The organism is Citrobacter amalonaticus, assembly GCF_037053465.1.
In the GTDB taxonomy this organism is placed as follows: domain Bacteria; phylum Pseudomonadota; class Gammaproteobacteria; order Enterobacterales; family Enterobacteriaceae; genus Citrobacter_A; species Citrobacter_A amalonaticus_H.
Map to the genome: position 1 here is coordinate 177,364 of NZ_JBALIF010000001.1, position 26,212 is coordinate 203,575.

At 50.6% G+C, this 26,212-nt stretch carries 20 protein-coding genes; 4 read left to right on the forward strand and 16 right to left on the reverse strand.

Translation table 11 applies throughout. From position 1 onward, the window contains the following. The 6 genes from WB371_RS00875 to exuT form a co-directional block, all read right to left on the reverse strand. Entirely contained in the window at positions 1-306 is a 306-nt protein-coding gene (locus tag WB371_RS00875; protein ID WP_336218246.1) for a YqjD family protein, read from the reverse strand. A gap of 33 nt (positions 307-339) precedes the next feature. Next, the gene (locus tag WB371_RS00880) at positions 340-708 is read right to left on the reverse strand and encodes a DUF1090 domain-containing protein (protein ID WP_336218247.1); all 369 of its coding nucleotides are present in this window, start codon (positions 706-708) and stop codon (positions 340-342) included. Between the two features lie 149 nt (positions 709-857). Next, complete coding sequence (gene mzrA / locus WB371_RS00885; RefSeq protein ID WP_336218609.1) at positions 858-1,226, reverse strand: EnvZ/OmpR regulon moderator MzrA; 369 nt, start codon at positions 1,224-1,226, stop codon at positions 858-860. Positions 1,227-1,243: 17 nt separating this feature from the next. Beyond that, positions 1,244-1,906 carry a DedA family general envelope maintenance protein YqjA gene (yqjA, locus tag WB371_RS00890; RefSeq protein ID WP_336218248.1) on the reverse strand — a complete coding sequence of 221 codons (663 nt, stop codon included), beginning with the start codon at positions 1,904-1,906 and terminating at the stop codon, positions 1,244-1,246. Between the two features lie 337 nt (positions 1,907-2,243). Further along, complete coding sequence (gene exuR / locus WB371_RS00895) at positions 2,244-3,020, reverse strand: transcriptional regulator ExuR (RefSeq protein ID WP_336218249.1); 777 nt, start codon at positions 3,018-3,020, stop codon at positions 2,244-2,246. A gap of 131 nt (positions 3,021-3,151) precedes the next feature. Continuing rightward, complete coding sequence (exuT, locus tag WB371_RS00900) at positions 3,152-4,453, reverse strand: hexuronate transporter ExuT (RefSeq protein ID WP_336218250.1); 1,302 nt, start codon at positions 4,451-4,453, stop codon at positions 3,152-3,154. A 475-nt stretch (positions 4,454-4,928) separates the two neighbouring features. On the opposite strand from exuT, the gene uxaC reads away from it, so the two are divergent. Both uxaC and WB371_RS00910 read left to right on the forward strand, forming a co-directional pair. Further along, positions 4,929-6,341 carry a glucuronate isomerase gene (gene uxaC / locus WB371_RS00905; RefSeq protein WP_336218251.1) on the forward strand — a complete coding sequence of 471 codons (1,413 nt, stop codon included), beginning with the start codon at positions 4,929-4,931 and terminating at the stop codon, positions 6,339-6,341. A gap of 14 nt (positions 6,342-6,355) precedes the next feature. Further along, on the forward strand, positions 6,356-7,843 hold the full coding sequence (locus WB371_RS00910; RefSeq protein WP_336218252.1) for an altronate dehydratase family protein: 1,488 nt from the start codon (positions 6,356-6,358) through the stop codon (positions 7,841-7,843). An 80-nt stretch (positions 7,844-7,923) separates the two neighbouring features. Here the strand turns inward: WB371_RS00910 and sstT are convergent, their stop codons facing one another. The 4 genes from sstT to WB371_RS00930 form a co-directional block, all read right to left on the reverse strand. Then, entirely contained in the window at positions 7,924-9,168 is a 1,245-nt protein-coding gene (sstT, locus tag WB371_RS00915) for a serine/threonine transporter SstT (protein WP_336218253.1), read from the reverse strand. Positions 9,169-9,421: 253 nt separating this feature from the next. Continuing rightward, positions 9,422-10,387: a TerC family protein gene (locus WB371_RS00920; protein ID WP_336218254.1), complete on the reverse strand. Its 966-nt coding sequence runs from the start codon at positions 10,385-10,387 to the stop codon at positions 9,422-9,424. 270 nt (positions 10,388-10,657) lie between these two features. Beyond that, positions 10,658-11,656 carry a Gfo/Idh/MocA family oxidoreductase gene (locus tag WB371_RS00925; RefSeq protein WP_336218255.1) on the reverse strand — a complete coding sequence of 333 codons (999 nt, stop codon included), beginning with the start codon at positions 11,654-11,656 and terminating at the stop codon, positions 10,658-10,660. 69 nt (positions 11,657-11,725) lie between these two features. Continuing rightward, complete coding sequence (locus WB371_RS00930; protein WP_336218256.1) at positions 11,726-12,229, reverse strand: M48 family metallopeptidase; 504 nt, start codon at positions 12,227-12,229, stop codon at positions 11,726-11,728. 86 nt (positions 12,230-12,315) lie between these two features. Between WB371_RS00930 and rlmG the strand changes: the two genes are divergently transcribed. Beyond that, positions 12,316-13,452 carry a 23S rRNA (guanine(1835)-N(2))-methyltransferase RlmG gene (rlmG, locus tag WB371_RS00935; protein ID WP_336218257.1) on the forward strand — a complete coding sequence of 379 codons (1,137 nt, stop codon included), beginning with the start codon at positions 12,316-12,318 and terminating at the stop codon, positions 13,450-13,452. 124 nt (positions 13,453-13,576) lie between these two features. Here rlmG and WB371_RS00940 read toward each other — a convergent pair whose 3' ends face one another. From WB371_RS00940 to ebgR, 6 genes are all read right to left on the reverse strand, one after another. After that, a complete protein-coding gene (locus WB371_RS00940; protein WP_336218258.1) occupies positions 13,577-15,595 on the reverse strand; it encodes an NADPH-dependent 2,4-dienoyl-CoA reductase in 2,019 nt (672 codons plus the stop codon). Between the two features lie 181 nt (positions 15,596-15,776). Then, positions 15,777-18,128, reverse strand: a complete 2,352-nt coding sequence (gene ygjK, locus WB371_RS00945) for an alpha-glucosidase (protein WP_336218259.1) — start codon at positions 18,126-18,128, stop codon at positions 15,777-15,779. A gap of 144 nt (positions 18,129-18,272) precedes the next feature. Further along, a complete protein-coding gene (ygjJ, locus tag WB371_RS00950) occupies positions 18,273-19,400 on the reverse strand; it encodes a protein YgjJ (RefSeq protein ID WP_336218260.1) in 1,128 nt (375 codons plus the stop codon). A gap of 84 nt (positions 19,401-19,484) precedes the next feature. Continuing rightward, positions 19,485-20,984, reverse strand: a complete 1,500-nt coding sequence (locus tag WB371_RS00955; RefSeq protein WP_336218261.1) for an APC family permease — start codon at positions 20,982-20,984, stop codon at positions 19,485-19,487. Positions 20,985-21,078: 94 nt separating this feature from the next. Continuing rightward, positions 21,079-24,234: a glycoside hydrolase family 2 TIM barrel-domain containing protein gene (locus WB371_RS00960; protein ID WP_336218262.1), complete on the reverse strand. Its 3,156-nt coding sequence runs from the start codon at positions 24,232-24,234 to the stop codon at positions 21,079-21,081. A 430-nt stretch (positions 24,235-24,664) separates the two neighbouring features. After that, positions 24,665-25,648: a transcriptional regulator EbgR gene (gene ebgR / locus WB371_RS00965; protein ID WP_336218263.1), complete on the reverse strand. Its 984-nt coding sequence runs from the start codon at positions 25,646-25,648 to the stop codon at positions 24,665-24,667. Positions 25,649-25,862: 214 nt separating this feature from the next. On the opposite strand from ebgR, the gene WB371_RS00970 reads away from it, so the two are divergent. Next, positions 25,863-26,195, forward strand: a complete 333-nt coding sequence (locus tag WB371_RS00970) for a tRNA-binding protein (protein WP_336218264.1) — start codon at positions 25,863-25,865, stop codon at positions 26,193-26,195. The last annotated feature ends 17 nt before the right edge of the window (positions 26,196-26,212 follow it).

The following is a 26,212-nucleotide window of genomic DNA, read 5'->3' on the forward strand; positions in this document are numbered from 1 at the left end:
TTAGCGACGCGACAGCAGAACGCCCAGCACGACGCCTACCGCAGCGCCAATACCGACGCCGGTCCACGGATTTTCGCGTACGTAGTCGTCTGCACGCGCAGCGGCTTCACGCGTTTGTCTGGCAATAGCGTCGCCAGTTTCGCCGAGGCGATAGCGGCTCTCTTTCAGCGCCCGTTCAGCTTTACTGCGGATCTTACTCAATTCTTCTTTCGATTTATCGCCAGAGGAACTTAATACCTCTTCCAGCGTATCGGCCAGGGATTTCAACTCAGCGCGCAGATGTTCCGATGTAGTATCTTTCGACATAGTTTTCTCCAGGTGAGTAAGTGCTACTGATGCTTAGTATTCGCGAGCTTCAAGCTCTTTCAGCTCTGACTGAGCTTCCGCCAGCTTCCGCTCGCGTTTGGCAATTTTGTCCGCATCGCCTTTTTGCTTCGCTTCGGCGAGATCGCGTTGACGTTCGGCAATCTCTTCTTTTTGCTCGGTAATTTTTTTCTGATGGCTGGCGCGCAGTTTGCTGTCAGTGCAATTAGCCCTGACTTCACTGAGCGCTTTTTTCAGCCCATTGATACGGTTCTGATTGTTGTGTTTCTCGGCGTAGCTGATTTCCCGTTGTATATCCTGCTCTTTTTCCTGGCAGAGCGTATTAGCGTAGCTGCCGGCACTGAGAGTGAAAAGGGTAATAGCTAAAGCGATGCGGTATTTCATTCTTGAACCTTCCATTGTGACTCGTCCCCATACATTCAGGGACGATGCTCCAGATGATAACGCGACAGAGTCAACCTGACGCCTCATTAATCATAGACATTAATCGACGAGATCACCAAAGTGGGTGATATGATTCGGATTCCTGGAGATTACCCTACCCGAGGAGTGGCGTCGCGTAAACGTGACAACCATTGAACGGCCTGGCTGTCACTATCCTGTTGAGCGATGATATAACCCTGCGGAAGCGTTTTGTCGAGCACCGCTTTTGCGGCGGCACTCTGAGCGCTGGAATCGAAGGTGATGAGCAGCGTGTCTTCCTGCGGCGTAATGCTTTTAAAACGAATGCCGTTGGCGTCGAGATGATGCCAGACAGAAAAACCGTCCGGCACGCTCGCACCCTGATGGACAGCACGAATAGCGAGCGTCGATTCCTGCTGGCGAATAGCTGACCAGACTAACAACATCGTCCCCAGCGCCACCAGAAACGTGGTGCTCCAGGCCAGTTGTTTAAGCGTCATGCGGGTTTTCAGCATCCTTATCCTCGATTCCCGTATTTCTTTTTCCATAACACGATCAGTGAACCCGCCAGGCCGAACACCAGCAAAACCACGGGCAGCAGCATCAGGCATGACATCAACTGATCTTCGTATTTCAGAAATACCGGGGTTTTTCCCAGCAGGTAGCCCAACGAGGTTAAAATCAGCACCCACAGCAACCCGCTCATCCAGTTAAAAAACTGAAAACGCGCATTGTTCAGGCCGGATAACCCGGCGATGGTGGGTAAGAGGGTACGAACAAAGGCGATAAAACGACCAATGAGCAGTGCCGAAAGCCCATGTTTATGAAACAAATGGTGGGCGCGTTGGTGATAATGGGCAGGCAGATGTGATAACCAGTTCTGTACGAGTCGGGTATTCCCCAGCCACCGGCCCTGAATATAACTCAGCCAGCAACCCAGGCTGGCTGCCGTCGTTAACAGTAAAATAGTTTGCGGAAAGCCCATCGCACCTTTGGCGATCAGCACGCCGACCAACACCAGCAAGCTGTCACCGGGTAAAAAAGCGGCGGGCAGCAACCCGTTTTCCAGGAACAAAATCATAAATAAAACAAAATAGAGCATGCCAATCATGTGAGGATTGGCCAGAGTTTCAAAATCCTGCGCCCAAAGGGCATGCAGTAAATGGGTCAAAAGTTCCATTCAGTATTCCTGGTTAATCGGTTAACGTCACGCCGGTTTCAGGAGTTTGCTACGCCGCATCATTTTTAATAGTTTTTGCATGGTGAGCGGACGGCGCAAAGCCGCGGCCTGAACTATTCCCTGTAAAATTGTGAAGTAAGCAAGCACTGACAAACATAAATTCGATTTGCATCTAATTGTAACAAAGGTCAACGAAGTTCGTTATACAAATTGCATGTCCATGTCGTCTGATTTTGCTGAACACAAAGGAGGGTGGCGAGAGGATTTACACAGGCTGACACTTTATACCTTTCGCTTACTGACAGGCGCAGCGGCGCGCCTGTCGAATCGAGAAACCTTATTTTGCCGCATTCGCCGCTGTATCGAGGTGAACCACTGGATTTTCAGCAAAAAGATAACGGTCGGCATTAAATTCGAAATCGTCACTGGTTTCATTGAACAACATGATTTTGGTGTTTTCGAGGTGCTGCCACATCGCCAGTTTCGCTGCGTTCGGGTCTTTGCGAATGAGCGCTTTCAGGATCTGATCGTGATCGTCACACCAGTTGTCTACGGTGCGTGAATCAATATGCTCGTGCAGTTTCTTCCAGTAAGGGTTATGGCTGCGCTGCGTCCACATTTTTTCCACGATTGCGGCAAGCGCGGAATTCTGCGTGGCTAATGCAACCTGAATGTGAAACTGCAGATCCCATTCGGAGTCGCGGAAACATTTTTCGTTACGTGCATTCTCCTGGATCTCCATCAGTTTCATGATGTCCTGCTTGGTCACCTGCGTTGCGGCAAACTCTGCAATGTTGCTTTCGATAAGCTGACGCGCCTGCAGGAGTTCAAAAGGACCATAGTTGGCAAATTCCAGCGATTCATCAGTGGCCTGCTGGTAGCGTGGCTGATTCGAAATCACGTGAATGCCGGAACCTTTGCGAACCTCAACAAACCCTTCCACTTCCAGCATAATGATGGCTTCACGAACCACAGTACGGCTGACATTTTTTTCATCGGCAATAAATCGTTCAGCAGGCAGTTTGTCTCCAACCAGATAGACGCCCTGTTCGATGCGATCTTTTAAATCAGCAGCAAGTTGTTGATACAAACGTCGTGGTTCAGTGATTTCCATATGCGCTCCAGGCATGATACGGCAGACTCTATTTGTTATACCACTTTCGCGAGTCTCGCTCCACAGACAGACATGAAAAAGCCGCCAGTATTGAGGCGGCTTTTTCGTTTTTACCGTCGTCCGTTATCAAACTAACTTTGCGTTGCCGGTTTATTGATTTGTGGATCGAGCGCAATGTCGCTGGCGGGTTTATTTTTAAGTACCGTCCAGATGACCAGCGCACCCAGCAGGTCGAAGACAGCCAGCACGGCAAACAGCGGGCTGAAACCGATAGTATCAGCAAGCGCGCCCACGACCAGAGCAAACAGCGTACTTGCCAGCCAGGCGGACATGCCGGTCAGACCGTTTGCCGTTGCCACTTCATTACGACCAAAGACATCAGAAGAGAGCGTAATCAGTGCGCCGGACAGTGCCTGGTGAGCAAAACCACCGATACACAGCAGCATAATGGCGATGTAAGGGCTGGTGAACAAACCGATCATGCCAGGGCCTATCATCAGCACGGCACCCAGCGTGACGACCATCTTACGGGAAACAATCAGGTTAACGCCAAACCAGCGCTGGAACAGGGGCGGTAAGTAACCTCCAATAATGCACCCCAGATCGGCAAACAGCATTGGCATCCAGGCGAACATCGCGATTTCTTTCAGGTTAAAGCCATAGACTTTAAACATAAACAGCGGGATCCAGGCGTTAAAGGTCCCCCAGGCGGGTTCCGCAAGGAAGCGCGGCAGCGCGATACCCCAGAACTGGCGGTTACGCAGGATTTGCAGCGGTGACATTTTCTTCCCGCTGTTGGTCTGATGCTGTGCTTCCTGACCATTAATGATGTAATCGCGTTCTTCATTCGTCAGTTTTTTCTGATCGCGTGGGTGTTTGTAGAAGATAAGCCAGGCCATTGCCCAGATGAAGCTCAGAGCGCCAGAGATGATGAACGCCATCTGCCAGCTATGCATCACGATAGCCCAGACAACCAGCGGCGGCGCAATCATCGCGCCGATAGACGAACCCACGTTGAAATAGCCGACGGCGATAGAGCGCTCTTTTGCCGGGAACCATTCAGAACTGGCTTTCAGACCCGCCGGGATCATCGCCGCTTCAGCCGCACCGACCGCACCACGCGCCAGCGCCAGGCCTCCCCAGCTTCCAGCCAGCGCGGTTGCGCCACAGAAGACAGCCCACAGCACGGCAAACATTGCATAACCCACTTTCGTACCCAGCACGTCCAGCACATAGCCAGCAACAGGTTGCATGACTGTGTAAGCAGCAGAATAGGCTGCGATGATATAGGAATACTGTTGAGTGGAGATGTGCAACTCTTCCATCAGAGTCGGCGCAGCTGCCGCTACAGTGTTACGTGTCAGGTAACCCAGCACGGTGCCAAGCGTCACCAGTGCGATCATGTACCAACGTAACCCTTTAATTTTACGCATGTAAAACCTCATCGTTTTGTTATTTCCGCAAGGATCGCGGTCATCTTCCTGCCTGGGGCAGAGGATGCTGTTTACGACGGGGAACCCAAAAAAAAGCCGGTACGCCCGCCCGAACGTTGCCATAAATTAATTGTGCTCATTCGGTTTCCGTACCGGTTAATCCGATGACGAATCATCGGTAATTTTGCATTCCGTCGGCTTATGTATCGCGACGGCAGAAAGATAACTTGTCATACAGCTTTAAAGGGTGAGTACCATCACAAATGTAGGAATCTTCGTGTGGGCATTATTGAGATGGCGCCACGCCAGAGATAGCGCGCCCTGGGACGGGGTTTACCACTTTCAAGGTAAATAATTTGTCCGCATTTATTGATCTATCTCACGAAAATATCTTCGGTTGCTGGAAATTGGTGTGATAACTTTGTCAGCATCGCTACATAAGCCATCTGACGCACTCGCAAAGAGGAAGACGATAATGACCCCGTTTATGACCGAAGATTTTCTACTCGATACTGAATTTGCCCGCCGTCTCTATCATGATTACGCCAAAGACCAGCCTATCTTCGATTACCACTGCCATCTGCCGCCGCAGCAAATCGCGGAAGACTACCGATTCAAGAACCTGTATGACATCTGGCTGAAAGGCGACCATTACAAATGGCGCGCCATGCGTACTAACGGCGTTGCCGAGCGCCTGTGTACCGGCGATGCTTCCGATCGTGAAAAGTTTGACGCGTGGGCGGCGACCGTACCGCATACCATTGGTAACCCGCTTTACCACTGGACGCACCTTGAGCTGCGCCGTCCGTTTGGCGTGACCGGTAAGCTGCTTTCTCCGACCACTGCCGACGAAATCTGGAACCAGTGCAATGAATTGCTGGCGCAGGACGCTTTCTCCGCGCGTGGCATCATGCAGCAGATGAACGTGAAAATGGTCGGCACCACTGACGATCCGATCGATTCTCTGGAGCACCACGCCACGGTTGCAAAAGACAGCAGCTTCACCATTAAAGTGCTGCCGAGCTGGCGTCCGGATAAAGCATTCAATATTGAACAGGCGACATTCGGCGACTATATGGCGAAGCTCGGTGAAGTGTCTGATACCGATATCCGGCGTTTTGCCGATCTGCAAAGCGCGCTGACGAAACGTCTGGATCACTTTGCGGCGCACGGTTGTAAAGTGTCTGACCACGCGCTGGATGTCGTATTGTTCGCTGAATCCACGGACGCTGAACTGGACAGTATTCTGGCGCGCCGTCTGGCGGGTGAGACGCTGAACGAGCGCGAAGTGGCGCAGTTTAAAACGGCCGTGCTGGTCTTCCTGGGCGCTGAATATACACGTCGCGGTTGGGTACAGCAGTATCACATTGGCGCACTGCGTAATAACAATCAGCGCCAGTTCAAACTGCTGGGACCAGACGTGGGCTTTGATTCCATTAACGACCGTCCGATTGCTGAAGAGTTATCAAAACTGCTCAGTAAACAGAACGAAGAAAACCTGCTGCCGAAAACCATTCTCTACTGCCTGAACCCGCGTGATAACGAAGTGCTGGGAACCATGATCGGTAACTTCCAGGGTGAAGGAATGCCGGGCAAGATGCAGTTTGGTTCCGGCTGGTGGTTCAACGATCAGAAAGACGGTATGGAACGTCAGATGACGCAACTGGCGCAGCTTGGTCTGCTGAGCCGCTTTGTCGGTATGCTGACCGACAGCCGCAGTTTCCTTTCTTATACCCGTCATGAGTACTTCCGCCGCATTCTGTGCCAGATGATAGGCCGCTGGGTGCAGGCCGGTGAAGCGCCGGCAGATATTCAACTACTGGGCGAGATGGTGAAAAACATTTGCTTTAACAATGCGCGTGATTACTTCGCCATTGAACTGAACTAAGGTCCGGGGTTGATATGCAATACATCAAAATCCATGCACAGGATAACGTTGCGGTAGCACTGGCGGATTTGGCGCAGGGTAGCGACGTTACCGTGGATAACCACAGCGTTACGCTTCGTCAGGATGTCGCCCGTGGACATAAATTTGCTTTATGTGACATAGCGAAAGGGGCATATGTCATCAAGTATGGACAGCCCATTGGCCATGCGCTGGCAGATATTGTGGCGGGTGAACATATTCACGCTCACAACACCCGCACGAATCTGAGCGATGTGGATGAATATCGCTATCAACCTGATTTTCAGGATCTTCCTGCGCAACCTGCCGATCGGGATGTGCAGATCTACCGTCGTGCCAACGGGGATGTTGGCGTGCGAAATGAACTCTGGATCCTGCCCACGGTGGGGTGCGTCAACGGTATTGCTCGTCAAATCCAGAGCCGCTTCCTGAAAGAGACCCATGATGCAGAAGGGACGGACGGCGTCTTTCTGTTCAGTCACACCTACGGTTGTTCACAGCTCGGCGACGATCACATCAATACCCGCACCATGCTACAGAACATGGTGCGTCACCCGAACGCCGGGGCGGTGCTGGTGATTGGTCTGGGTTGTGAAAATAACCAGGTCGATGCTTTTCGTGAAACGCTGGGAGCGTTCGATCCTGAGCGCGTACATTTCATGATCTGCCAGCATCAGGACGATGAAGTGGAAGCCGGGCTTGAGCATCTGTATCAACTTTATGAGGTGATGCGTCATGACAAACGCGAGCCGGGTAAACTGAGCGAGCTGAAGTTTGGCCTGGAGTGTGGCGGCTCCGACGGGCTTTCCGGGATCACCGCCAACCCGATGCTCGGGCGTTTCTCCGATTATATGATTGCCAACGGCGGCACCACGGTGCTGACGGAGGTGCCGGAGATGTTCGGCGCAGAGCAACTGTTGATGAGCCACTGCCGTGATGAAGAGACATTCGGCAAGCTGGTAACTATGGTCAATGACTTCAAGCAGTACTTTATTGCCCATAACCAACCGATTTACGAGAATCCCTCACCGGGTAATAAAGCCGGCGGTATCACCACGCTGGAGGATAAATCGTTGGGCTGTACGCAGAAAGCCGGTTCCAGCCAGGTGGTGGACGTACTGCGCTACGGTGAGCGGTTGAAAACGCATGGTCTGAATTTGCTGAGCGCGCCGGGTAATGATGCGGTTGCCACCAGTGCGCTGGCAGGCGCGGGCTGTCATATGGTGCTTTTTAGCACCGGTCGGGGCACCCCTTACGGCGGCTTCGTGCCGACGGTAAAAATCGCCACAAACAGTGAGCTGGCTGCGAAGAAAAAACACTGGATAGACTTTGACGCCGGGCAGTTGATCCACGGCAAAGCGATGCCGCAGTTGCTGAATGAATTTGTTGATAGCATCGTGGCGTTTGCCAACGGTAAACAGACCTGCAATGAGCGCAATGATTTCCGCGAACTGGCTATCTTTAAGAGTGGTGTCACGCTGTAAATGTGGTGTCGGGTGGCGCTAACGCTCACCCGACCGCGAGTATGTCGGCCCGGTAGCGGTAACGCCACCGGGCATTTTTGTTAATTACGCAGGGCGTTATTGGCCAGACGCTCGTCTTCAGCCTGGCACGCTGCCGCAGTAAACAGCACGTCTGTCGATGAGTTCAGCGCTGTTTCACAGGAATCCTGTAGCACGCCGATAATAAAGCCAACGGCAACCACCTGCATGGCGATATCGTTCGGAATACCGAACATATTACAAGCCAGCGGGATCAGCAGCAGTGAACCACCAGCGACACCCGATGCGCCACAGGCGCACAGAGAGGCGACGACGCTCAGCAGCAGCGCGGTGGGCAGGTCCACAGGAACGCCTAGCGTATGCACTGCAGCCAGCGTCAATACCGTAATCGTGATCGCCGCGCCCGCCATATTGATGGTCGCTCCCAGGGGGATCGAAACCGAATAGGTATCGCGATCCAGATTCAGCTTTTCACACAGCGCCATATTCACCGGAATATTCGCCGCAGAGCTGCGGGTGAAGAAGGCATAAACGCCGCTTTCGCGCAGGCAGGCAAAGACCAGCGGATACGGGTTGCGACGGATCTTCCAGAAAACCAGCAGCGGGTTAATCACCAGCGCCACCAGTAACATACAACCAATCAGCACGATCAGCAGCTGCGCGTAGCCCCACAGGGTTGAGAAACCGGTGGTTGCCAGCGTGGAGGCGACCAGGCCAAAAATACCGATTGGCGCAAAACGAATCACCAGTTTCACCATAAAGGTAACGGCATTGGACATGTCATTAATCAGATTTTTGGTGGTTTCGTTGCCGTGACGCAGGGCAAAACCCAGTCCCACTGCCCAGACCAGAATGCCGATATAGTTGGCGTTCAGTAAGGCATTAATCGGGTTCGATACCATACTCATCAGCAGACCACGCAGAACTTCTACGATCCCTGACGGCGGAACGATATCATTTGCGCTACTGGACAAATGTAGCGTTGAAGGAAATGCGAAGCTAAAGACAACGGCGGCGAGCGCGGCGGAAAAGGTTCCCAGCAGATACAAAAACAGAATCGGACGAATACTGGTTTTTTGACCGTGCTGATGGTTAGCGATAGAGGCCATTACCAGCATCAGCACCAGCACCGGCGCGACGGCTTTTAACGCGCCGACGAACAATGTTCCCAACAAACCGACAGCTTCCGCCGCAGGTTTAGAAATCCAGGCCAGTAATATCCCAAGAACAAGACCCACCAAAATTTGTTTTACCAGGCTTCCCTGGGCCAAACGTTGTAGCAGCCCCGGTGAACGTTGCGTAGTCATTAAGTTTTCCTTTGATTGTGTTGTTGCTCATCCTTCGCGCGTTCTATGGACGCATCTTTCTGGATGTAACAAAGTGTTTGCCTGGTTGAGTATAAGGAAAGATGACGCTTCGGGAAGCGAAATATGCTGGATTTTATGATGCGGTCATATTTTATAACTTATCAATAACAATATTGTGACATGTTCAACAGAACAGAGATGCAGAATGTCGTGTAAAGCCGGGGACGCGTTAGCGTCACCCGGCATATCAGGCTTACGCCTGTTGCTTTTTGTCGTGCTGGTAGTTAACCCACGCGTTGATCAGCAGCGTCACGACCAGGATACCAAACACCACGCCCAGCGAGATAGCGATCGGGATATGGTAAAAATCGACGATCAGCATCTTGATGCCGATAAACACCAGAATCACCGCCAGGCCGTACTTCAGCATTGAGAAACGCTCCGCCACGCCCGCCAACAGGAAGTACATCGCGCGCAGGCCCAGAATGGCGAACAGGTTTGACGTCAGAACGATAAACGGATCGGTGGTCACGGCAAAGATGGCCGGGATACTGTCGACGGCAAAGATCACGTCACTCAGTTCCACCAGAATCAGAACCAGCATCAACGGCGTAACGTACAACAGGCCGTTCTTACGCACGAAGAAATGCTCGCTCTCAATGGTGTCGGTCATACGCAGGTGTCCACGCAGCCAGCGCACCAGCGGTTTATCGCCGATGCCTGACTCGTCCTCTTTCGCCAGCGCCATTTTCACGCCGGTAAACAACAGGAACGCGCCAAACACATACAGCATCCATTCAAACTGGGTAATCAGCCAGGTCCCGGCAAAAATCATGATGGTACGCAGAATGATGGCACCCAGGACGCCGTATACCAATACCCGCCGTTGCAGGGCTGGAGGGACGGAGAAATAGCTAAACAGCATCAGCCAGACGAAGACGTTATCGACGGCGAGCGATTTTTCGATCAGATAACCGGTGAGAAACGCCAGCGCCTGCGGATCGGCAACGGCGCGGCCTTCGGTCTGGACGAGATACCACCAGAATGCAGCATTAAACAATAACGAGAGGGTCACCCAGACCAGGGACCAGGCTGCCGCTTGCTTCATGGTCATCGTATGCGCGCCACGACGCCCCTGAAGAAAGAGGTCGATAGCCAGCATAATCACCACAACGACTGCGAATCCGCCCCATAACAACGGTGTGCCGACAGTATTCATAAACATTCCTTACACATAAAAAAACGGCCAACGTCGGAAGACGTCAGCCGTTGCTTTTTATGCATAGACCTCGCCTTCCGGCAAGGTCTCACTTACAACAAAAAAAGAATGCGTTAGCGCATTCCTTTTTCGTTGCCCGGTGACCGGATGTGGTTTTTCACACATCGTAATGACGATCGACCGACAATGAAGTTACTCCCCTTTGCAGGTAACAAAATATGACAGGCCACGCATTTCGTCAATGGCCTGTAACATCTGTTTTACAATGTTTTACGCAGTCGTCGTGCGGCTCACATCGTCTGCCGGGAAAGTGACGCCGGTCTGGCGACGGATCTCCGTCAGCAGTTTTGCCGTGATCCGACTGTTCGACAGTCCCGGGTGATTCACTTCATTGGCGTCCACCAGTTCTGCAAACGCCGCTGCCTCATACAGCATAGTATTGATGTGCTGAGGTTGCGTGAGGTCCTGGGTTTTCCCGCCGCGAGGAACGAAGCAGACTTTCTGGCATTCAGAGAGTTTTTCAATGACCAGCGAACCGGCTTCGCCCTGAATTTCGCTATCAATAACCGAATCACTGACTTTGGAATGCTGAAGAGTCACGCTGAAATCACCGTAGTCCATCACCACCACGCCGTGGGCATCGACGCCGCTCTCCAGCAGGCTGGCGGAGGCGTGTACGCGATGCGGCTCGCCCCACAGCGCGACGGCGGAGGCCAGACAGTAATACCCGATGTCCATGATCGAGCCATTGGAAAAGGCCGGGTTAAAGGTGTTCGGGTTTTCGCCGTCAAGATAGCGCTGATAACGCGACGAGTACTGGCAGTAATTGAGGAACACTTTGCGTAATTTCCCGACTTTTGGTAGCGACTGTTGCAGAAGTAAAAAATTAGGCAGGCTGGCGGTTTTGAATGCTTCGTAAAGCACCACCTGATTTTCCCGCGCGCAGGCGATGGCGGCTTCCACTTCCGTCAGATTCGAGGCCAGCGGCTTCTCACAGATTACATGTTTTTTATGGCTGAGAAACAGTTGAGTCTGAGGAAAGTGCAGCGAGTTCGGGCTGGCAATGTAGACGGCGTCGATCGCATCGCTTTGCGCCATCGCCTCCAGCGAGGTAAACAGATGTTCGACGAGATAATCATTGGCGAAGGTTTGCGCCTGTTCGAGGCTGCGGGAATAGACTGCGGTTAACTTATATTTGCCGGTCTCATGGGCGGCATCCACAAACTGGCGGGTGATCCAGTTTGTGCCAATCACAGCGAAACGTATCATAAACGCCTTCTGGCTCCATAAAGGGAATCTTTGGTCAATTTAGCACGCCTTCATGACAAAGCCAGTGCGCTACTGCGCAGTTTCCTTTAACGACAACTGCGTTAACCACAGGCGCGTATCAAATTCCAGTTGATGGTATTGCGGCTCCATATGGCAGCAAAGCTGGTAAAACGCCTTGTTGTGCTCCTTTTCTTTCAGATGCGCCAGTTCATGTACGACGATCATCCGTAAAAAGGGTTCCGGCGCGTTGCGAAACACTGTCGCGACGCGGATTTCGGCTTTTGCTTTCAGCTTACCGCCCTGAACGCGAGATACCGCCGTGTGCAGACCGAGCGCATTTTTCAGCACGTGGATCTTGTTGTCATACATCACTTTATTGACAGGCGGCGCATTGCGCAGGAACTGACTTTTCAAATCCTGGGTGTATTGCCAGAGCGCTTTATCCGTTGCGAAATCATGCGTGCCGGGATAGCGCTTTTCGAGCACCGCGCCCAGACGCTGTTCGGCAATCAGCGTGCGAACCTGCGAAATCAGGTTTTCCGGATAGCCCTGGAGGTAGTTCAGTTCGTTCATCTCTGTCCACGCCAATCAACAAAATTGAGGTATACTCACGCACCCTTTTACGGGATACGCCAAAACTTTACCATTCAGGAGGGCCGATGAGCCACACAGACAACGGTTTCCGTTCACTGACACTAAAACGTTTCCCGGAAACGGATGACGTTAACCCACTGCTGGCGTGGGAAGCGGCGGATGAGTATCTGCTGCAACAGTTGGACGACACGGAAATTCGCGGCCCGGTGCTGATCCTCAATGATACCTTTGGCGCGTTGAGCTGCGCGCTGGCAGAACATACGCCGTACAGCATTGGCGATTCGTATTTAAGCGAACTGGCGACACGGGAAAACCTGCGCCATAACGACATCGCAGAGTCCAGCGTTAAGTTCCTCGACAGCACGGCGGAATATCCACAGGCACCGGGCGTGGTGCTGATCAAAGTGCCAAAAACGCTGGCCTTGCTTGAGCAACAGTTGCGGGCGCTGCGTAAAGTCGTGAACCCGCAAACCCGTATTATCGCAGGCGCAAAGGCGCGGGATATCCATACCTCCACGCTGGAACTGTTCGAAAAAGTGCTGGGGCCAACGACCACCACGCTGGCGTGGAAAAAGGCGCGCCTTATCAACTGTACCTTCAGCGAACCGGCGCTGGCGGACGCGCCAGAGACGCTGAGCTGGAAACTGGAAGGCACCGACTGGACCATCCATAACCATGCCAACGTCTTCTCCCGCACCGGGCTGGATATTGGCGCCCGCTTTTTTATGCAGCATCTGCCGGAAAATCTGGAAGGGGAGATTGTCGATCTCGGCTGCGGTAATGGCGTGATTGGCTTGACGCTGCTGGAAAAAAATCCGCAGGCCAACGTGGTCTTTGTTGATGAATCGCCGATGGCGGTGGCCTCAAGCCGTCTTAATGTGGAAACCAATCTGCCTGAAGCGCTCGATCGCTGCGAGTTTATGATTAACAACGCGCTGTCCGGGGTTGAGCCTTTCCGTTTCAATGCGGTATTGTGCAACCCGCCGTTTCACCAGAAACACGCGCTGACGGATAACATCGCCTGGGAAATGTTCCACCATGCCCGTCGCTGCCTGAAGATTAATGGTGAGTTATACATTGTCGCCAACCGTCACCTTGACTACTTCCACAAGCTGAAGAAGATTTTTGGCAACTGCGTCACCATTGCCACCAACAACAAGTTTGTGGTGCTTAAAGCGGTGAAACTGGGGCGTCGACGATAATCGCGCGTGCCGGATGGCGGCTTCGCCTTATCCGGCCTACGATTTGTGTGCCTGATACGCGCAGCGTCATTGGAAATACAGAAGGTGTAGGCCCGATAAGCGCAGCGCCATCGGGCAACTGGGCTTAAATTGCCAACGCCAGACGGGTTCCCTGGGCGATTGCCCGGCGGGCATCCAGTTCCATCGCCACATCGCAACCGCCAATCAGATGCACCGTTTTCCCCGCCGCCTGTAGCGGTTCGGCCAGTTCCCGTCGTGGTTCTTGTCCGGCGCAGATAATCACGTTATCAACTTCCAGCGTTTGCGCTTCGCCGCCGATCAGCACATGCAATCCTGCATCGTCGATTTTCTGATAGCTCACGGACGGGAGCATCTTCACGCCGCGCGAAAGCAGGGTCGTGCGATGGATCCAGCCGGTGGTTTTTCCCAGTCCCTCGCCCGGTTTACTCGCTTTACGCTGAAGCATCACAATCTGGCGCGGGCTGCGAGCCAGGTGTGGCCCTTCCGGGCGTAATCCCCCCGCCTGTTGCAAACTCGTGTCGATGCCCCATTCCACACAGAAATCGGCAATACTCTGGCTGGTGGGTTCGCCTGGCTGGCTCAGATACATCGCCGTATCAAAGCCGATCCCGCCACAGCCCACAATCGCCACCCGATTTCCGATCGGCGCTTTATCGCGCAGCACATCGAGATAGGTTAATACCATTGGATGGTCGATGCCGTCGATGGGCGGCCGACGAGGTTCGATCCCACTGGCGAGGATCACGTCGTCGAACGCCAGGAGATCGTCGGCTGTCACGTAATGGTTCAGTTTCAGCGTGACGCCAGTGACGTCGATCATCCGGCGGTAATAGCGCAGCGTTTCATAAAATTCCTCTTTGCCGGGGATCTGTTTGGCGATATTGAACTGCCCGCCGATCTCACCCTGCGCATCGAAGAGGGTGACGTGATGTCCGCGCGCCGCCGCATTGATGGCAAAAGCCAGCCCCGCCGGACCCGCCCCAACCACTGCCAGATTTTTAATCTGCACTGCCGGGACAATGGGCATTTTGGTTTCGTGGCAGGCACGGGGATTCACCAGGCACGACGTGACTTTGCCGACGAAAATCTGATCCAGACAGGCCTGATTACAACCGATGCAGGTGTTTATCTCATCCGCACGCCCTGACTGCGCCTTCGATAACAGTTCGGCATCAGCAAGGAACGGGCGCGCCATCGACACCATATCCGCGTCACCGCGAGCCAGAATCTCATCGGCAACTTGCGGATCGTTAATGCGGTTGGTGGTGACCAGCGGCAGGGAAACATGCCCTTTCAATTTACGCGTCACCCAGCTAAAGGCACCGCGTGGCACCGGTGTGGCGATGGTGGGAATGCGCGCTTCGTGCCAGCCGATCCCGGTATTAATCAGTGTTGCACCTGCGGCTTCGATGGCCTGCGCCAGTTGCACGGTTTCTGCGAAAGTTCCGCCTTTCTCTACCAAATCGAGCATCGACAGGCGGTAGATAATAATAAAATCCTGGCCTACCCGCTGGCGTACGGCACGCACGACGTCAACCGCAAAGCGCATCCGGTTGGCGTAATCGCCGCCCCATTCATCGTCACGCTGGTTGGTACGCAGGGCGAGGAATTCGTTGATCAAATACCCTTCGGATCCCATCACCTCAACGCCGTCATAGCCTGCTTCCCGCGCCAGTTGAGCGCAGTGGGCGAAGTCTTCAATCAGTTGCAGAATTTCTTCGTGACTCAGGGCATGCGGGGTAAAGCGGTTGATGGGCGCCTGAATAGCCGAGGGCGCGACCAGTCGCGGTTGATAGCTGTAGCGTCCGGTATGGAGAATTTGTAGCGCAATTTTCCCGCCTTCCTGGTGAACCGCATCGGTAATCACACGGTGATGCGCGACCTGTCGGGCGTCATTGAGCATCGCGCCGCCTTCCATCCCAACACCAGAAGGCGCAGGGGCGATACCGCCTGTCACAATCAGCGCGACGCCATGCCGTGCGCGTTCGGCGTAGAAGGCGGCCAGCCGCTCTGCACCATCAGGATACTCTTCCAGCCCGGTGTGCATCGAACCCATCAGCACGCGATTTTTAAGCTGAGTAAAGCCGAGATCGAGCGGGGCGAACAGCGACGGATAGCTCATAAGATTGTCCAGTATGTAAAATTATTGTTATGTGGTCGGATGAGTTACTAATTTAGCTATCGGCGCAGAAAAGGGAAAAGGGGAATGCGATGATTGTGATGGGATTCAAAAAAAGCCCCCAGAGTTGGGGGCATTCATCGGCTGGAAAACGGGATATTGAATTTTCCAGCCAATGTTCAGATTACTGCTTTTTGAAGAAGTCGTTGTACAGCATATACAGGTGTGCTGCGCTCCAGGAGAAGTTTGGTGCGCCTTGCTGCGCACCAGTCAGTGGGTTGTAGTTTTCCTGAATCGGCCCGTCGGTGGTTAATCCTCGGGCGTGTTTAAAGAAAGTCTCCGCCAGCGTTAACGCTTCATCCCGGTAACCATAACGTTCCATACCCTTTAACCCGAACCAGAATTGATCCACCCACACTCGCCCGCGCCAGTAGATATCTGCCCCAAACGCCGGGTTGCTCAGCGCGGCAGTGCCTAGCGGGACGAACGTGTTGAATTCTTTTGGATCGAGCATGATCTTCACAACCTCGTCGGCGTGAACTTGCGTTGCAGCCCCATTGAACAACGGTGACCAACCTTCTGGCCCTTTTCCTCGTTCAACAATCGGTTTTCCCGCGCATCCATTTGCCAACGGTTTTTCTTCGATGCGTACGTCATAGTAGAAACCACTGGTGGTGTCGAACATGCAGGTATTGATGTAATCGGCCAGTTTTTTTGCCAGAGACCTGTAATGCTCAGCGTCGCCCGTTTTGCCGAGAAGAGCGGCCATCTCTGCCAGATAGTGGTTGTCGCTATACATGTAGCTAGCCTGATCGACTGATTCTTGAAGCAAAGAGTAGCCGATGAGTTCGCCCTTTTGGTTTCGATTTTCTGCAAAGCTGACCGCCCAGTCACTGCGTTTTCCACCTTTAGCAACATATTTATCCAGCTGATTTTTATCAATGAAACCAAATACGGCTGCATCGTCACGGCCAGATTCCCAACCCGCAGCTTCCTGTGCCGGAATCGTCAGACTGTCATACTGGCCTTTTTTGACCCACTCTGCATAGTTTTGCAGGCCGGATAGCGTCTCTTCTTTGCCATCCTTTTTCACTGTAAACAGCATTTCACCGCTGGGGGTATTGTGAGCTTTATCGCGTGTGGCACCATATTCCGGTACACCGTTACCGTTATGGTCGCGATTACGCAGCCACCAGTCGTGATAGGCCACCAGTTTCGGATACATCTCTTCAAGCCAGGCTTTATCCTGGGTGACGTTGTAGACTTCCATCACAGACCAGGCTGCCAGGCTCGGTTTGGTGTTACGTTCGTTCCAGTTGCCGCCATCGCCACCACGCTCGGGAATTTTGTTCCAGGTAACCAGATCCAGGATCATGCCGGCATCCTGCGGACGTACCGGATCGTTAGGCTGGATTTGCCAGTCAAAGAGTGCGCGAATACTGTCTTTCGCAATTTCTGGATTGAAGTGCACCATCGCAAAGGCAATTTTCCAGCTATCCCATGCGTAAGTTTGGTTACCGGAGAACCAGCGAGCAGTGACCGAGGGTGTGACGGTGTTATGTTGCACAGCCCCTTCCGGGGCTCGCCAGTTGCCTGTCAGCGTTTCTATCGCCTTCACGGCCACACGGGTTTGTTCAGGCGTGGCTGCCGGATTATTTAGTCCTTTTTGCAGATAGGTGTCCCATCGCTGCTGTGAGGCGAGTATGTAAGAAGAAGGGCGAGCCAGAATATCGCGGATTTGCGCCTGCTCTTTGCTTACCTCCAGCGCGGTCAATAAGTGAGAATAGGTGGTGTAGAAGGTGGTCGATCCGTTGATATGCGCTTTGCTAACGAAGCTAAGGCCCTTTACGGTCGTTTTCATCGGCAGTGATTTGTGAATCTGATATTCCGATTCGCCAGAGGTGAGCAGATCCCACGTTGAACGAACCTTGCCGAAAGTGACTTTCAGACCATCATGAGTGGGAGTAATTTTACGATGATAATCTGGATACTGTTGGTCAACGGTTTTATCTGAGGTTGCTTTGCCGTTCTCCGCTTCCACCTTATTCAACAGTTCACCATCCCACATCAGATCGAGAGATGTCGTGCTGGTAATTCTCGTCTCCAGTAATGAGGTATGGTGGCTGGCAAAACGTAACGTCATTTCTACTTGTACATCAGGTGAGATGAGCTTTTGTACCAGTGCGCCGGGGATACTGAAGGCTTGCAAGGTGAAAGAGACTTTTTTTCCATTCTGATACACCGTCAGCCGATCAAAGTTGGTTGCCATAAAGTTGATGTACTCTTCGGTCAACAGGGCCACGCCCGGAAAGCCGCCCATCGTATTGGGTCCGTCTGGTAGTAAGTGTCCGTGCCAGGAACCAAGATCGAAAAATGGGTTGAAGCGTTGATGATGATCGCTATCAGCATCACGCATATATTGTGGCGCACCGTGGCGATCGATCACGTCTTTATAATCCGTAGTGGTAACGGCCTGTGCCGATAGACTGAATAATAGTGCACAAGCCAGTGGGGTTAATAAATAAAATGCTTTCATAAAAATGAAACTCCTTTTCACATTCACTGTGAAATATATCCAATAGATTTTGTGCTGCATTAAAGTGGCGAGTTTATTCTCTCCCAGCGGCAATGGCAGGAGAGGGTCGCAAATTAACATGTAGCTTGAAATAAAAAGTGAAAGTTAATGACCCCAGTAATAATACTGCATCAGAAATATCTTGTTATCCGAGTCATCGGTACTGTTTCCCAGGTTGAATCTGCTGTCGAAAGCGGTGGCGAATTTACCGCCGTAATACTCATACCAAATACCGAATTGTGCATAGGACGTGGTGGTATCTGGGTCGTTATCCAGATTGTGTTGTGCATAGCTGTATGCGCTAGAGAGGTAGAATCCTTTAAAGGCTTCATACATGGCGCTTACCATTGCACCCGTCTCCGTTCCGGAATTACCCAGTCCTTCCCCGCGCCCGGTATGATGCCAGACACGGGCACCGAAATTTGGCGTCAGGACACCGGTTACAAATAGCTGCCCAGTGCCATCGGTGATTTCTGTACCTCCCGTCCAGGTGACATCTTTCATCAGGTCATACTGGATATAACCATTCATCATCGCGGGATAAGTGTATTTATCCGAGTAACGATCATATTTCCCAAAATGTAGCCAGGCTTTACTTTCATTTGTATGGCCAGCGGGTGTTGCAATGACGCTATAGCGAAAATCGCCACTCAGATTTTGCACTTTGATCGCGGTGGTAATATCGCGAGTATTGGGGATCTCATAACCAAATTCTGGCGTAAAGTCAGCCCAATATTGCAGGTCGTCTAACGAAGAGTCGTTACGCAGACTCAGAATAATTTCTGTCTTATCATCCGTTCGATAGCCGCCCCAAAACCGATTGATGCCACCTTCAAAGCCGCCCCAACTATGACCGGGAACCCAGGCGTTACCATGATGGTCCGCTTGTACGGTCCAGCCTTCACCATATACCAGTCCGAACCAGTGGTCATACAGACCCTCTACACCGCCTTCAATATAGGTTCCATCTTCATATTTGTGTTTATAATCGCCTTCCAGTGCCGAATAACCGCCAAGCCCCATCTCGCCATAAAAATGAAATGAAGGACCTGAGGAGGGCTTAGACATTGCGGGCCCTGCCGATGTCTCGACCATTTCAGGTATTTTGGTATCGTCATGCATCGCGGGCGGTGCGACAGCAATATGCGGAGCGGCTTCTTCTGCTGACAAGTGTAAAGAATAACAAAGGGAGAACACTATCAGTGCCTTACATGCATTAATGTTGAATTTCATTTTCTATTCCATTAGAGCAAAGAATAATTTTTGCCAGTATTGAGCAGCAAAACGGAACGTTTCGCTGCTCAATAAATAATTACTCTAAATTTTATTAAATAATGAATGGTCGTCGGGGTTTTTAACACGCCAGCGATTAAACATCAGACTGCAATAATAGAACACAGCGATGATACTAACCGGCCCAAGGATGATTTGAATTAATGAGCCTGTGAAATTTGCATCCCAGTCCTCAGGACCAGGCACCAGAGCAGCAATTGTTGAGGCGGCAAAAATAATGATCATCGGAACGACGGAGAGTAATGCCCAGAAACGACCGGTACCCAGAAAATGGAAATCGCGTGCATAATCTGGATTGTTGGGAAGGTATCTGAGTTTTACGTAACCGGCCAACATAAAGAGCACCGGGATAGTAGCTGCACCACCATCAAGATTTTTCACCGCCACCAGAATAGTATTCATCTCAGAGTTAAACTGGCCCAGCATAAAAAGAATGATGATAACGGTTACGATAATCCCCTGTATTTTTAGCGCGTTAACAGGCGTTCCTTCACTGTTGACCTCGGATAACTTATTACCAAAAATTCCCTTAGGCGCATCAACAAATAACATTTTTACCGGTGCGGCAGTCCACAGCATAAGTGAACCGCACAGCGTGGTAATCATCAGAAACAGGGCGATAACGTTGGTCCACCACACAGGAAACCCCAATTGCTGGAAGGCAACATAAATCGCCGACAGTAAACCAAGATTCGCTGCCTGTTCCGCTGGCAAGATGAAGTTTAACAACAGCGAAGAAATGATGATGATGGTTGAAAAGATGAATACGTTGAGCACTAAGCCAAGACGGAAATTACGATCGCCACCGCGAATGTTACGCTTATAGGCAGCTAAGGCTTCAAGCCCTCCTAATGATTGTAAAGCCCATGACATTGATGCCACTTTTGACCAAGATAAATCAATATGTTGCATATATTCTGGGGCAATGACGGTTCCATTAAACGTGACGCTGCCAGAAGAGAGTTTATACACCGCCGATACAATAAAGAGCATTGTTAGGGCAAACCCGGCGTATCCGGAGAATGACAACGCGCGGGATAACCATTTTGGCCCCTTCATGGATACCCAGGTCGCGATCCAGAAGAGAATAATAGATGTAATGCTGATCACTGGTTTAAACCATGTCTGGCTTGTCAACTGAGTAACCCAGGCAACATCGCTGGTACAAGTGTAAATAAAGTAGGTAATAATATTGGGTAAGAGATCAACAAAGTAAAATATATTGACATAGAAATAAAAGAAACCGGCTATAAAGCCTAATTTTTTACCTAAAATTAAATTCAACCATGTTTGATATCCACTTTCGGATTCACGGAGTTTCTTAATGGATGAAAGTTCGATGATCATAAAGGTATAAGGGATTGCGTAAAGCAATGAAGCAAAAGCGTAAAGTAGCCATGAGTTGTTTCCCCAGTCAGTATACTGACTGACCACGCCTTTAAGCACAAAACCGCCACCGGCAATGGAGAAAAACAAAAATGTTATTAATGACATCTGATATCGTGCATCGGATTTTTCAGACATAACCATTCCCTTCACGTAACATCGTACGTGCAAATTTAATTATTGTGATAGTGTAGTGAATGTCAGTGAAATGACATTCACTACATATTGCTTACTATTTTTTTACTGCGTCAGGACGTACCGGTCGCAAATAAAAGACATAGCAATACTGTTTAACAGGAAGCTGGTATTCTTCAGGAGGTAATGAACCCCATGAATTTTGTCCACCGGTTCCCATTTGTGCCAGATCGATGTTCCATGTGGTAATATCACCGGGTTGTACATCGATGCCATGTTTGCGCGACAGAGGTGTTAATCCTGACGCGCTGTCGCTCTCCTTATCGGCGATAAAATCGAGTTCGTCGGCGGCAAAAGGCCAGGCGCTGGTATTTAAAAGCTGTTCTTCGGCAAGTGCTTCAAGACCTATACCTTCCTGATTAACTACGCGTACCCAGCGGACATCGGTTTTATTACCGCTTTCCTGTGGACGAGGATAAGCGTGGAATTGTGACCAGGTCGTTCCTCCGTAGATCCCGACTTTCGCCCCTTTTCTGTCAGCATAGGTTTCGCCGGGTCCGCGTCCATACCACTGAATATAGCTAAACTCAGCGGGCAGAATGAGTTGTGTTCCGATGCGTGGAATGAGTGCTGAGCTGGGCGTCTCAGGGATAAAGATGTTTTCAATGCGTATTTCGCCGTTCGCATGAATGGTGTATTTCAGTACATAGCGACTGGCTACCGATGGCAACGAGAAATCTGTCGTCAACTGAATGACATTTTGTGAGGGTTGTTCAACAGTAAACGCCGACAGGACTCGCTCTTTTCCTGCAGTTTTCCAGGCAGTGGCGCGTTCATGGATTTTTGCGCCCAGATCATTATCGGTTAATCCGCGCCAGAAGTTGGGCGCTAAACCAGAACGGATCAGGTTTTTATCCTCAACACAAAAACGAGTCATTTCGCCATTTTTGCGGCTAAAGGTCAGCGAAAAATTGACGCCCTTGATGGTCATTTCTTCAGCCGTTTCTGTTTTTTCGAGTGTAGGAGCGCCGGAGAAATCAGCGGGTTGATGTACTGCTCTGGTGGTTAATGCAAATTGTTCCCAGGCAAGCTCATAATTCTCACCAATAAACGATTCTTCATATCGAGTCACTGCGCTTAAAGTGAGGTGATACTCTTTGCCGTCCTCCATGGGGAGCTTGCTGAGCGGAATTCGTATACTTTGCTTTTTCCCCGCAGGAATTGAAAGCGCCCCCAGAGTCCCATGTGTGACGTCCTTGCCATCGGCAGTGATACGATATTGAATATCAAGATGTTCCAGACTGATAAAATCATAGCGGTTTTCAACGGCAAAATGGCCCGTTACGGGATCTACAGCATGGAAGCGAACGGGTTGATAAACTTTCTTCACTTCGGCCATGTGCGGATGTGGCGTCCGGTCAGCAGCAATTAAACCATCGTTCATGAAGTTACCGTCGCTGGGTTTATCGGGATGATAATCTTTTCCATATCCCCAATATTTTTGCCCGCGCTCGTTAGTCAGTTCCAGAGCATGATCCATCCATTCCCAAATAAATCCCCCCTGCAAGGTGGGATAACGATCGATAATATTCCAGTAGTCACTCAGAATACCTACTGAGTTACCCATGGCATGGGCGTACTCAATCATAATCATCGGACGATCGTGATTTTGCTGAGCGAAGTGTTCCAGACGCTCGAGGGTGGGATACATCGGACAAACGATATCGCTATAATATTTTTCCCCTGCCGGTTCGTATTGTACCGGTCGGCTTGGATCTTTTTCTTTTATCCATTGATAAAGCGTTTCAAAAATGTGTCCCGTTCCGGCCTCATTCCCCATCGACCAGATAATCACGCAGGCGTGGTTTTTATCGCGTTCTACCATCGACTGAACACGATCCAGATGAACCGGAAGCCAGGAAGGGGTATCGCCAATTTGTGTTTCTGGTTTCAAAGCCAGTGGATGGGATTCGATATTTGCCTCATCAACGACATAAATGCCAAATTCATCGCAAAGCTGATACCAACGGGAATGACAGGGGAAGTGACTTGTACGCACGGCGTTGATGTTATGTTCTTTCATCAACCGAATGTCAGTAAGCATATTCTCCTCAGTGGGAACATGCCCTAATGTCGGATGCAATTCGTGGCGATTAACCCCTTTGATTTTTATCGCCTGACCATTAACAGTGAGCTGACCGTTGATGATCTCAATATGGCGAAAACCGATTTTATGACTGGTGGTTTCCAGTATAGTTCCGGCGGTATCCGTCAGTGTGAGCAGTAGCGTATAGAGATTCGGGGTCTCTGCGCTCCATAACCGAGGCGAATCAACCTGACTGGTAAAATGGAATTGCTGCGATGTACCGGTCTTCTGGAACTGCGTCTGTTTTTGCACAATAGAGGCGAAATTCTTCGCATCATCCAGTAATTCCAGACGCAATATCAGTTCAGTTGAAAGGTTATCATAGTGTTCCAAATCCACACTGACGTTTAGCGTTCCCTGAGTGAATGGGGCATTCACCTCGGGTTGACAGTGGAAATCGTAAATGCGCGTTTTGGCTGTTGCATAAATAAAAACTTCACGCTCCAGACCTGACATATCGAGCATATCCTGTTTTTCAACATAGCTGGCGTTAGACCAGCGATAGATTTCCAGCGCGATACTATTTTCACCTTCCCTGATAAACGATGTGATATTAAATTCAGCGGGGCATTTTGCGTTTTGCGTATATCCGACACGCTGACCGTTAATCCAGATAAAGGTCGCTGTTCTGGCACCACCCAAATGCAAAAAAAGTTCTTTTTCAAACCAGCTATGATCTAAATGAAAAGTACGGCGATAGGAGCCGACGGGATTATAGTCACGCGGTACTTCGGGCCACTGTGTGGTAAATGGAAAACGCTCATCAATATAAATGGCTTTATCAAAACCCTGAGCTTCCCAGTTCCCGGGAACCCGGATAGTATCCCAGTCAGAAAAATCATAATCTTCCTGATAAAAGTTTTTTGGGCGTGACGCCGGATTTATCGCACAGTGAAATCGCCAAAGTCCATTGAGCGAAAGGTAATTGCATGCTTTCTTTGGGGCATTGCTAATAGCCTGCCACGTGGAGGCGAAGGGAAACGCAAACGGACGCGGTTTCTCTTTATTTATACCATTAATGCGATGATCTTCAATGACCGCTGGAACGTGATCATTCTCTTTATATAAATCAATAATATGTTGTCGATCAGAAACAACTGCGCTCATTATGTTTCTCCTGATATTAATCCAGTCTTATCTACGCCATCCTCAGACAGTCTTAAATCGGCTGTGTCTGTTCTTTCACTCATCACTTTGGCTTATGTGAAGCATCGATATTTAGCTTTCTGATATCTGTTTCCGTGTGAGTGGGTTATGCCGGGTCTAAGATTGCTGATGTTTTCAATTCCCCTTACGCCATCACGCCAGGCTGTCAAAAACCTTCGTTCTTCCTCTTGCCTGAGCTTTGCCGTTTAGCCTCACCGTCGTTTTGAGGGGATGAAAATCATTTTAGTAAAAATTTAACTAAATAAAATGGGAAAATTTGATTTGCTTTAACTTGATCACGAAAACACAGAAGGAGAACACAAGCGATGTATTTAGAGGGGGATTAGGCTGACAGGATAACGACACGCAGTTATCCTGCAGAGACAGGCAATTAGCGAGTGGTACCGCGCAATTTCAGTTCGCTGGGGACAAACACGTGTAGCGGCAGCGTACGGCTGTCGCGGGCTCTTTCGACGACCAGATTGACGCCCTGACTGCCCATCAGTTCTGAGTGGATGCGCACAGTGGACAGTGGAGGGAAGGTGAAGCGTGCAGTCGGGATATCATTAATGCTGATAAGCGAGATATCTTGTGGGATTGCCAGACCATGTTCGTGGATAGCCCGTAACACCCCGATGGCAATAGAATCGGATGCGACAAAAAGCGCATTCGGACAATCGCCCCGGGCCAGCATTTTTTTTGCGAGCTGATAACCTGAAGCACTGGAGAAGTCGCCGCGCCAGATATCTTTTTCAGATACAACGCCTTTCAATCGACCGTATTCCGTAAAGACAGATTCACGAATATCGGCCTTGCCGGGTTCGTCTTCTCCGCCAATATAACTGATACGTGTGGCACCGTTCTCAATGAAAAAGTCGACTATCTCCTTCGAAATGCGCACTAAATCGATATCGACGGAATCAAACTTGCCGCCAGGTTCGTGAAAATCAATAAAGCAAATATTCTCTGAGAGTTGCAGTGCGGCCTCACGTCGTGCGGTGGACGGTTTGCCAACGATCAGCACGCCGACGGCTTTTTTGACTTCTGGCAGGGCGTTATTGAGATAGCAGTTGGTCAACTCAATTCCCAGCTTTTCGCACTGTGTTTCAATGCCGTGGCGAATTGCCAGATAGTAAGGATCGTTAATTTCCAGTTCTTGCTGATAACTGTAGATTGCGAGGATGTGCTGCAGGCTTACGGTACCGCTCTGATTCCTACGGGCGCTGCTCGTTTTGTACTCCAGCTTTTCTGCGATCTCCAGAATGCGGTGCTTTGTCTCTTCTTTTACATTCAGCGTGGGATCATCGTTTAATACCCGGGACACTGTTGCCAGTGATACGCCTGCTTCATTTGCGATATCTTTAAGTGTTGCCATGATTACCCTTTCGACTTATCCCGGAGATGCTTTTCCATTGTAAAGGAAGTGCTTATCTATTCATCTGTTTTCAGTAAATAACATCGGTTTTTTTGACTCAGTCGGGGGGGAGACAGTACTGAAGAGTGTGATCTGTTCATCATTTTCCTGTTTCTAAGAGCATGGTAATAAAATTACCTTGCTATTATTTAGTAAAATTTTACTTGGAGGGTATATGGAAACAGTAACATTTGAGGATTTTTCTCGTCTGGAGATGCGTGTCGGGAAGATCGTTGACGTAAAACGTCATGAGAATGCCGATAAACTGTATATTGTGCAGGTGAATGTCGGTGAGCGAACACTACAAACCGTGACCAGCCTTGTGCCTTACTACTGTGAGGATGAACTGCGGGGAAAAACAGTGGTCGTGCTGTGCAATCTCCAAAAGGCCAAAATGCGAGGTGAAACGTCGGAGTGTATGTTGCTTTGCGCAGAGACGGATGACGGGGACGAAAGCGTTCTGCTCACGCCGGAGCGTTTAATGCCCGCGGGAGTACGGATCGTATAGACAAAATAATGCCGGGT

Excerpts from the sequence above, each read along its gene's own strand:
- WB371_RS00875 (WP_336218246.1), bottom strand. The coding sequence starts at position 306 with ATGTCGAAAGATACTACATCGGAACATCTGCGCGCTGAGTTGAAATCC.
- WB371_RS00880 (WP_336218247.1), bottom strand. The coding sequence starts at position 708 with ATGAAATACCGCATCGCTTTAGCTATTACCCTTTTCACTCTCAGTGCC.
- mzrA (WP_336218609.1), bottom strand. The coding sequence starts at position 1,226 with ATGACGCTTAAACAACTGGCCTGGAGCACCACGTTTCTGGTGGCGCTG.
- yqjA (WP_336218248.1), bottom strand. The coding sequence starts at position 1,906 with ATGGAACTTTTGACCCATTTACTGCATGCCCTTTGGGCGCAGGATTTT.
- exuR (WP_336218249.1), bottom strand. The coding sequence starts at position 3,020 with ATGGAAATCACTGAACCACGACGTTTGTATCAACAACTTGCTGCTGAT.
- exuT (WP_336218250.1), bottom strand. The coding sequence starts at position 4,453 with ATGCGTAAAATTAAAGGGTTACGTTGGTACATGATCGCACTGGTGACG.
- uxaC (WP_336218251.1), top strand. The coding sequence starts at position 4,929 with ATGACCCCGTTTATGACCGAAGATTTTCTACTCGATACTGAATTTGCC.
- WB371_RS00910 (WP_336218252.1), top strand. The coding sequence starts at position 6,356 with ATGCAATACATCAAAATCCATGCACAGGATAACGTTGCGGTAGCACTG.
- sstT (WP_336218253.1), bottom strand. The coding sequence starts at position 9,168 with ATGACTACGCAACGTTCACCGGGGCTGCTACAACGTTTGGCCCAGGGA.
- WB371_RS00920 (WP_336218254.1), bottom strand. The coding sequence starts at position 10,387 with ATGAATACTGTCGGCACACCGTTGTTATGGGGCGGATTCGCAGTCGTT.
- WB371_RS00925 (WP_336218255.1), bottom strand. The coding sequence starts at position 11,656 with ATGATACGTTTCGCTGTGATTGGCACAAACTGGATCACCCGCCAGTTT.
- WB371_RS00930 (WP_336218256.1), bottom strand. The coding sequence starts at position 12,229 with ATGAACGAACTGAACTACCTCCAGGGCTATCCGGAAAACCTGATTTCG.
- rlmG (WP_336218257.1), top strand. The coding sequence starts at position 12,316 with ATGAGCCACACAGACAACGGTTTCCGTTCACTGACACTAAAACGTTTC.
- WB371_RS00940 (WP_336218258.1), bottom strand. The coding sequence starts at position 15,595 with ATGAGCTATCCGTCGCTGTTCGCCCCGCTCGATCTCGGCTTTACTCAG.
- ygjK (WP_336218259.1), bottom strand. The coding sequence starts at position 18,128 with ATGAAAGCATTTTATTTATTAACCCCACTGGCTTGTGCACTATTATTC.
- ygjJ (WP_336218260.1), bottom strand. The coding sequence starts at position 19,400 with ATGAAATTCAACATTAATGCATGTAAGGCACTGATAGTGTTCTCCCTT.
- WB371_RS00955 (WP_336218261.1), bottom strand. The coding sequence starts at position 20,984 with ATGTCTGAAAAATCCGATGCACGATATCAGATGTCATTAATAACATTT.
- WB371_RS00960 (WP_336218262.1), bottom strand. The coding sequence starts at position 24,234 with ATGAGCGCAGTTGTTTCTGATCGACAACATATTATTGATTTATATAAA.
- ebgR (WP_336218263.1), bottom strand. The coding sequence starts at position 25,648 with ATGGCAACACTTAAAGATATCGCAAATGAAGCAGGCGTATCACTGGCA.
- WB371_RS00970 (WP_336218264.1), top strand. The coding sequence starts at position 25,863 with ATGGAAACAGTAACATTTGAGGATTTTTCTCGTCTGGAGATGCGTGTC.